Annotated in this window: 6 protein-coding genes; 2 read left to right on the top strand and 4 right to left on the bottom strand. The window is 71.0% G+C overall.

Annotated elements, in window-relative coordinates; all coding sequences use genetic code 11:
- Positions 1–355 (top strand): cellulose binding domain-containing protein (locus tag EYA84_RS24500; protein WP_201272467.1); only part of this gene is annotated, 355 nt, incomplete at its 5' end.
- Between the two features lie 142 nt (positions 356–497).
- On the opposite strand, the gene EYA84_RS24495 is transcribed toward EYA84_RS24500, so the two are convergent.
- The 4 genes from EYA84_RS24495 to EYA84_RS24485 form a co-directional block, all read right to left on the bottom strand.
- Positions 498–2,099: an RICIN domain-containing protein gene (locus EYA84_RS24495; protein WP_131055738.1), complete on the bottom strand. Its 1,602-nt coding sequence runs from the start codon at positions 2,097–2,099 to the stop codon at positions 498–500.
- A gap of 180 nt (positions 2,100–2,279) precedes the next feature.
- Positions 2,280–3,608 (bottom strand): PHB depolymerase family esterase, encoded by a 1,329-nt coding sequence (locus EYA84_RS24490; RefSeq protein WP_131055736.1) that lies wholly within the window; start codon positions 3,606–3,608, stop codon positions 2,280–2,282.
- Positions 3,609–3,794: 186 nt separating this feature from the next.
- Positions 3,795–3,965 carry a hypothetical protein gene (locus EYA84_RS33015; protein ID WP_162854384.1) on the bottom strand — a complete coding sequence of 57 codons (171 nt, stop codon included), beginning with the start codon at positions 3,963–3,965 and terminating at the stop codon, positions 3,795–3,797.
- Positions 3,966–4,059: 94 nt separating this feature from the next.
- Positions 4,060–5,166: an L-dopachrome tautomerase-related protein gene (locus tag EYA84_RS24485; RefSeq protein ID WP_131055734.1), complete on the bottom strand. Its 1,107-nt coding sequence runs from the start codon at positions 5,164–5,166 to the stop codon at positions 4,060–4,062.
- Between the two features lie 210 nt (positions 5,167–5,376).
- Here EYA84_RS24485 and EYA84_RS24480 point away from each other — a divergent pair, with 210 nt between their 5' ends.
- Positions 5,377–5,934 (top strand): STAS domain-containing protein, encoded by a 558-nt coding sequence (locus tag EYA84_RS24480; protein ID WP_131055733.1) that lies wholly within the window; start codon positions 5,377–5,379, stop codon positions 5,932–5,934.
- The last annotated feature ends 22 nt before the right edge of the window (positions 5,935–5,956 follow it).

Raw genomic sequence — 5,956 nt, 5'->3', positions numbered from 1 at the left:
GCCGCCCACCACGACCCCGCCGCCGCCCACGACCCCGCCGCCGACCACTCCGCCGCCCGGCGGATCCGGCTGCACCGCGACCGTGTCGCTGAACTCCTGGACCGGCGGATTCGTCGCCACCGTCCGGGTCACCGCCGGCTCGACCAGACTGAACGGCTGGTCGGTGACGGTGGCACTGCCCAGCGGCAGCACGGTGACCAACACCTGGAACGCCCAGGGCAGCGGCACCAGCGGCAACGTGAGTTTCCGCAACGTCAGCTACAACGGCACCGTGAATGCGGGTACCACCACCGAGTTCGGCTTCCAGGGCAACGGGACCGGCCCGACCGCCACCCCCACCTGCACCGCCAGCTGAGATGAAAGGAAGGGCCCCCTGCTAACGCCTCGTGCATAGCAGGGGGCCCTTGCTAACACTGCACTCCGCACTCCGCACACCGCACTCCGCACACCGCACACCGCACACCGCGCCCGGCGCGCCGGGCGCGGTGTGCGGGGGGTCAGCAGCGGCTGATGCTCGCGTTGGAGAGCGTGACGTTGCTGATGGTCAGGTTGGTGGCACAGGGGTTCTCCACGATCCGGTTGTTGGCCAGCGTGAAGTTCCGCAGGGTGATGTCCCGGTTGCCGGGGAACTCGGCACGGGCCGCCAGGCGGACCTCCCCGCCACCGCTGATGGTGCCGCCGCCCGCCGCGATGTCCACGCCCGTGCAGTTCTCGATCAGGACGGCGTTGTTGCCGGTGTTGGCGATGTCCACCCGGTTGATCGCCGTGCCGCCGGACTCCGAGACGCAGAAGACGCCCCGGCCGCCGCCGCGCGCGCGGACCGTACCGACCCGGATGTTGATCGGGTACGACGAGCCGATCCGACCCGCGCGGTTGGCGACCCGGAAGGCGGCGTAACCGGTACCGGTACCGGCGTTCTCCGCGTCCACGGTGGTCACCGTGGCGTTGATGGTCTCGTTGAGCAGCAGACCCGACTCGCCGACGTTGCGGGCGGTCACCGTGCCGATGGTCAGCCCGTCCACCCCGTACGTCTCGACCGCGTGCGCCCGGGCGCCGGAGACGTACACGTTGTCGATGCGGATGTTGCGCGACCACTGGCTGGTGTCGCCCCGGTTGTCGATGCGGACGCCCAGACCGCCGGAGAGCCGCATGTCGATCTGCCCGAGGATCACGTTGGTGACGTTGCGCATGAAGATGCCGTACAACGGGGCGCCGGTGACGCTGAGGTTCTGCACCTCGACCTGGGTGGTGCCGCGGGAGTAGATCGGGGCCTGGTCGCCGGTGCCGGACCCGGTGACGTTGATGGTGCCGCACACGTCGATCGTGGTGTAGCTGGGCAGCGAGATGCGGGACCCGGCGCTGATCGTTCCGGAGCCCCGGACCACGACCCGCTGCTTGCTGGTCCGGCCGGCGCTGAGGCTGTTCACCGCCGCCTGGACGGCGGCGCGCATGTCGGTGCCGGTGTAGACCGTGCTGCCGCCGTTACGGGCGGTCCAGGTGCCGCCGGCCAGGACGGCCTCCGCCTGGAACGCACCGCTGCCGCAGCCGCTGGAGCCGCCCAGGACGGCCAACTGCCACTGCTGGTTGGTGCCGCCGACGTCCTGGTACTGCGAGATCATGCCGCCGTCCGCGGTGGACCACTCCCACACGTCGAGCGCCTTGTTGGAGTGTCGGTTGACGAAGCGGACGTAACCGCTGTCGGAGTCGGCCAGCCGGAAGTGCTGCCGGTTGTTGCCGCTGACCGGCGCGTTCTGCACGAGTTGGACGCCGTCGTTGGCGTTGGGCAGTTCGAGGACCTTGCCGCTGTGCACGGAGCGGATCTGGTAGTAGCCGTTGCCCACGTCGACGAAGCGCCACTGCTGCACCGCCGCGTCGTTGCGGGTGAACTGGTTGACCGGGGCGTTGTCGGCGGTGGACCAGTTCCACACGTCCATCGCCTTGCCGCTGTGCCGGTTGACGAACACGTACGTGGCGTTGGGGTCGACGGTGGCGGCCCGTGCAGCCGGCGCGGTGACCGTCTCGGCGGTGCCGAGGAGCACCAGCGCGGCGACGACCACCAGGCCGAGGCGTGGTCGTCCCTTCGTTGTCCTGAGCAGCATGCGGTTCCTCCGGTGTGTGGATCGGTGGTGGCGCGCCTGCCGGGCGGGGCGGTGGGATGGGCAAACGCTTTCCTTGACACCAATATATCGACATAAGACGATTAGTGACAACGTGGCGACGCCCGCGCGGCCGTGGACCGCGCGGGCGCCGCCGGGTGGCGAGGGGTACGCCGGTCCGGGTCAGGCGACCGCGCAGGGCGTGCCGTTGAGGGCGAAGGCCGACGGGGTGGCGGTGTTGCCGCCGTGGGTGGCCTGGAAGCCGATGGTGACCGAGCCGTTGGGGGCGATGGTGCCGTTGTAGGTGGCGTTACGGGCGGTCACTGCGCCTGAGGTCGGGGCGTAGGTGGCGTTCCAGCCGCCGGTGATGCTCTGCCCACCGGGCAGCGTGAAGGCCAGGCTCCAGCCGTTGACCGTGGTCGGGCCGGTGTTGGTGATCGTCACCGAGGCGGTCAGCCCGGTGTTCCAGGCGTTGACCGTGTACCCCACCCGGCAACCCGCGCCCGGCGGCACGGTCGGGCTGGGCGGCACGGTCGGGGTCGGCGGCGGGGTGGTGGGGGTGATCGTCGGCGTCGGGGTGGTGGTCGGCGGCGTGCTGTCCAGACCGAAGAACCGCAGCGCACCGGCGGCGTCGACCGGCAGGTTGTGCGACACCCCCTGCATGCTGATCGCCTCGACCGGCGCGGTGCCGCCGCTGCCCCCGTACCGAGTCCGGGTGTAGCCGGCCTGCGGACTGTCGGTCGTCGTCGGGGTCTGGCTCACCCCGTGCACGTTCGTCCACTGCTTGACCTGCTCGCCGAAGTTCGGATACCGCAGGATGTCGTCGTTGGTGCCGTGCCAGATCTGCATGCGCGGTCGTGCTCCGGTGTAGCCCGGGTACGCGGCGCGGACCAGGTCACCCCACTGCTGCGGAGTACGCGTCACCTGCCCGTTGGCGCACTCGCTGTTCCACTCCGAGCCGTTGGTGGTGGCGAAGCAGCCGAACGGTACGCCCGCGAACGCCGCCCCGGCGGCGAACACGTCCGGGTAGACCCCGAGCAGCACATTGGTCATCATCGCGCCGGACGAGACGCCGGTGACGAAGATCCGTGCCGGGTCGACCGGGTAGCGCTGCCGGACGTGGTCCACCATCGACATGATGCCCACCGGATCGCTGCCGCCACCCCGGCGCAGCGCCTGCGGCGAGGAGACGTCGAAGCACTGGCTGCTGCGGGTCACCGACGGGTAGACGACGATGTAGCCGTACCGGTCGGCCAGTGCCGCGAACTGGGTGCCGGAGTGCAGTGCCGGCCCGCTTCCGGTGCAGTAGTGCACCGCGACCAGCAGCCCCGGCCGGGGCGCGACCCGGTCGGGCACGTAGAGGTACATGCGCAGGTTGCTCGGGTTGGTGCCGAAGTTGGTGACCTCGGTCAGTGTCGCTGCCGAAGCGGGTGTCGGGACCGACAGCGCGGCCAGCGCCGTCAACGCGATGGCCGCCAGGGCGGCGCACCACAGTCTGATCGCCGTTCTCATCGGGACGTGTCCTCCGGACGGGGGTGCGGACAGGGCGGTGTTCCGATCGAGGGCTGCCCGGTGCCCGTGGTCGTCCGGCTCAGGAACATCGATGATTATCAGTCGGCAGGGCGGCGGCTGGCAAGACGCACGACCCGTCCCGGCTGGCGCGGGACTGTCAGCGCCGCCTGACCGGGGTGCCCGTGCTCACTGCTCGTCGTCGACCACGTCGGTCTCGCCGTCGTGGGAGAAGAGCGACGGCAGGTGCTCGTCGGGTTGCGGTGCCTGCGCCGGGTCGTGGTGCGGATCGCCGTCGGGGGAGAAGAGCACCTGGTCGGTCTTCGCGGTCTTCTCGCGTTCTTCCTCCGGCTCGGTCACGACCCTCTCCTCCGCTCGTGGGCGTTGCTCCCCGACGCTACGGGCGGCCGACGGCACGCCAGGTGCGGCGATGCCGCCGACCACCCGAACGGGGTCAGGGCCGCAACAGCACCGGACCGGCGTCGATCCGGGTCCGGAACAGTGCGTACGGCTTGCGTCGCAGGTCCCGTCCCCGGTTGAACGGCGGCTGCCGGTGCACCTGGTTGGCGATCACGTACAGGTGCCGGTCGGTGGCCACGCTGAGCGTGTCCGGCCAGAGCAGCCGTGCGTCGTGCACCACGGTCTCGTACTCGCCGTCGGGTCGTCGGCGCAGCACGGCGTTGTGTTCGTAGTTGGTCAGGTAGAGGCGTCCGGCGTCGTCGGACTCCAGCCCGTCGGCGCCGCCGCCCTTGTCGCCCTCGTCCATCACGGTCGCCGCCACCGCCGCGTCGGTCAGGGTCCGGTCGGCCAGCGCGTCGGTGGCGACGCTGTACCAGCGGCGGGTGGCGAGGGCGCAGTAGTAGAGCCGGGCCCCGTCGGCGGAGATGGCGATGCCGTCCACGCCGACGCCCACCGGTTGGGGCGGGCCGTCCGGCGGCCGGACCAGGAACGGGCGGCCCTCGACCACCGGGCGGAAGTCCGCCAGCGGCGCGGCCTTGGTCGACGGATGGTCGTTGAGCCGCCGCCAGGACTCGCCGCTGGCCAGGTCGACCACGATCAGCGCGTTCGGTGCCCCGTCGGCCGAGTCGGTGAGGTACGCCAGGCCCGCCTCGCCGCGCCGCAGGTCGAAGCGGACGTCGTTGAGGTACGAGGTGGGCAGTGCCACGTCGGGCGGGAACGTGATCACCTGGGCGACGGTGTCGGTACGCAGGTCGATCCGGACCAGTTTCGGCCCGCCCGGCTCGGTCGGTTGGAACATCGGGCTGCCGGTGTCGAGCACCCAGAGCCGGTCGGCGGGGTCGACGACGACGCTCTGCACGGACACGAAGGCCGAGGCGTCGTCGTTGCCGGACGGGGTGTTCCACGCCCGGTCGGGATAGGGGACCTCGCGTCCGCGTCGCAGCTCGACCACGGTCGCGGGCACCTCGTCGCCCCAGCGGGGAAAGTTGACGAAGATTCGTCCCCGGTGCGAGACGGTGACCCCGGTCGGCATCGGGCCTCGGAAGCGGTGCACCACGTCCAGCTTGCCGACCGGCTCGTCGGTGGGTATTCCGTTGCGCATCTGCGACCTCCCGGAAGATACCGGCATCGGTTGATCTCTCTGTATCAATCATTGCAAATCGGTCAGGCGGTTCGACACCTCGCGTCAGCCATCCGACCCGCCGTCGCCGGAAACGCATTCGTCACCGAACCGTCATGCGTCCGCGCGGTACCCGCCACCTGCCGGCGGCAGGGTGGGGCCGACCCCCTCTGACGTGGAAAGGAGCGCGCTATGGCCGTTGCACTGGACGACCACCTGGTCACCCTGACCTGCGACAACTGCGGTGACATCGTCACCGGGTCGGGTGCGCCCTCGGGCGGCGAGGTGGTGTGGACGCTGCTCTCCGAGCACGGATGGAGCGGCTCCCCGCTCGCCGACGGCCCGCACCGATGCGCCCACTGCACCCGACTCGGCCCGGCCCCCGACGGCGTACCGGGAGGCGTCACCGGCATCGAGCACCTCGACGGCGTGACCGTGGTGACCATCGCCGGTGACGTCGACCTCGACACCGGCGACGCCCTGGAGTTGGCGTTGCGGCACGCGACCGACATGGGCGGCCACGTGGTGGTCGACCTCGGCCGCACCGACCTGATCGACTCGACCGCGCTGGGCCTGCTCGTCCGGGCCCACCACCGCGTCGCCGAGCGTGGCGCGACCCTCTGTGTCGCGGCGAGATCGCCGCTGATCCGTCAGGTACTGCGGGTCACCCGCCTGGACGAGGTGTTCCCGCTCGTCGAGACCCGTGCCGACGCGCTGGCCCGCCTCGACGCCACCGACCCGGCCCGCTGACCGCCGGCCGGCTCCGCAGGCC

The organism is Verrucosispora sp. SN26_14.1, from assembly GCF_004307965.1.
GTDB lineage: Bacteria > Actinomycetota > Actinomycetes > Mycobacteriales > Micromonosporaceae > Micromonospora.
The sequence above is the reverse complement of the archived record's forward strand: the minus strand, read 5'-3'. Positions and strand labels throughout refer to the sequence as shown.

Excerpts from the sequence above, each read along its gene's own strand:
- EYA84_RS24495 (WP_131055738.1), bottom strand. The coding sequence starts at position 2,099 with ATGCTGCTCAGGACAACGAAGGGACGACCACGCCTCGGCCTGGTGGTC.
- EYA84_RS24490 (WP_131055736.1), bottom strand. The coding sequence starts at position 3,608 with ATGAGAACGGCGATCAGACTGTGGTGCGCCGCCCTGGCGGCCATCGCG.
- EYA84_RS24485 (WP_131055734.1), bottom strand. The coding sequence starts at position 5,166 with ATGCGCAACGGAATACCCACCGACGAGCCGGTCGGCAAGCTGGACGTG.
- EYA84_RS24480 (WP_131055733.1), top strand. The coding sequence starts at position 5,377 with ATGGCCGTTGCACTGGACGACCACCTGGTCACCCTGACCTGCGACAAC.